The sequence below is a fragment of the Mesorhizobium sp. M7D.F.Ca.US.004.03.1.1 genome, from assembly GCF_003998635.1.
Lineage (GTDB): Bacteria > Pseudomonadota > Alphaproteobacteria > Rhizobiales > Rhizobiaceae > Mesorhizobium > Mesorhizobium loti.
Window position 1 is genome coordinate 1 of sequence record NZ_RZQG01001191.1, and the last position, 1536, is coordinate 1536.

The 1536-nt window shown below is 58.6% G+C and carries 2 protein-coding genes and 1 pseudogene; 1 reads left to right on the forward strand and 2 read right to left on the reverse strand.

Features of this window, described 5'->3' with window-relative positions:
- Positions 1 to 232, forward strand: a pseudogene (locus tag EN935_RS35415) (cytochrome C); the annotation flags it as partial.
- On the opposite strand, the gene EN935_RS35420 reads toward EN935_RS35415, so the two are convergent.
- Together EN935_RS35420 and EN935_RS35425 are read right to left on the reverse strand one after the other, a co-directional pair.
- Positions 229 to 630: an SET domain-containing protein-lysine N-methyltransferase gene (locus EN935_RS35420; RefSeq protein WP_109662498.1), complete on the reverse strand. Its 402-nt coding sequence runs from the start codon at positions 628 to 630 to the stop codon at positions 229 to 231. The pseudogene EN935_RS35415 and the gene EN935_RS35420 sit on opposite strands and share 4 nt — an antisense overlap.
- Positions 631 to 875: 245 nt before the next feature.
- Positions 876 to 1505 carry a LysE family translocator gene (locus EN935_RS35425; protein ID WP_109662501.1) on the reverse strand — a complete coding sequence of 210 codons (630 nt, stop codon included), beginning with the start codon at positions 1503 to 1505 and terminating at the stop codon, positions 876 to 878.
- Positions 1506 to 1536: the final 31 nt, after the last annotated feature.

Below are 1536 nucleotides of genomic sequence, written 5' to 3' on the forward strand. Positions count from 1 at the left end.
GAACATCACATCGGGCAAGGGCGGTATAGGCGATTGGTCGGAAGCCGACATCGTCAACTACCTCGAAACCGGCTTTACGCCTGCTTTCGATTCCGTCGGCGGTGCCATGGTCGACGTGCAGCGGAACATGGCAGAACTGGCGCCGGAGGACCGTGCGGCCATCGCCGCCTATCTCAAGGCGATACCGCCGCATCCAAACGGCTATCCGCCGCGCAAAAAGCCAGCGAGCTAGTTTTCCGGCGACAGGTGGCGGTCGCCGAGGAAATCGAAGCCGGTTTCAAAGAAATGATTGTAGTCGCAGGTCAGTTCCTCGCCAGGCGCGATATCGCGCAAGGCGTATGTTTCCTCAGGTGAGGAGACGTCGCAATTCGGCTCATCCGCATGGTTCATGAAGCGCGCATCGTCGGCTTCGAAGACGATGTAGTTCGGGTCGCGTCGGTCGGGGTAGGAATAGCGGTCGAGATAGCTCTTCACCGATCCGCTTTCGCTCTCATAAGTTTCCACGTCGATGATCCGATCGAATCTCGGGTCCAGCTTCCAGATCAGCATGCCGCGCGGAATGTGGGCCCTGGCAAACACACCGATGCCCTGGATGGACGATTTGTCGAGATAGACGTCAACGAGCAGCATGGCGAACCCTTGCGAGATGGTAACTGGCAGTCGCGGCTTTGAAAAAGCTGGGCATTGGGTAGCGCGCGATGGTGGCAATTGCGAGCAGAAAATCGCGGCGCATGACCGCGAAATGAAGCCTCGGAAAAGATCATGCGCAAATCAAAAATTCATGACCTTGGAAATCCGTCGAGGAACAGCGGTGGTCGGTTCGCGACCCGTTCCGCTGACCGACGGCGAGGTTGCTTTGAATAGGGATGAAAAGGTCAGCGCTGCAGCTGCAGCGCGAGCCGAATACCCAGAGCACAGTAGATGCCGCCAACAACCTTGCCCTGCCACTTCAACACTGTCGGATTTCGGCGCAGGAACGCGCCGAGCCGACCGGCGCTCATCGCAAAGACGACCGTGCTGAAAAAGCCGAGTAGGACGAAGATGACCCCCAATGTGGTCAACTGAAGCATCACCGATCCGTTTTCAGGTCGCACGAACTGAGGCAGAAAAGCGAGGAAGAACAGCGCAGTCTTGGGGTTGAGCACTTCGGTCAGGACGGCCTGTCGAAACGCCTTGCCAGCGGAGATCGCAAGCGCACCGGCGGCCGGGTTGGCCGGTGTTCTCTCGATGATAGCGCGAATGCCGAGATAAACCAGGTAGGCCGCGCCGATGTACTTTATGATGCTGAACAGCGTCGCGGACGTGGCAATGATCGCCGAGATGCCGACCATCGCCATGACGGTGTGAAACACGTCGCCGGCAGCGATCCCGGCGCCGGTCGCGATGCCAACCTTGGTTCCGGAACTCGTTGCCCGCGCTATGGTAAGGAGCGTGGCCGGACCCGGAATAAAGACGAAGCCGAGCACAACTGCGACATAAGCGATCAATGTGGCCAGATCGATCATCGGTCGATTTCTCCCGTAAGCTCCGCCTTGC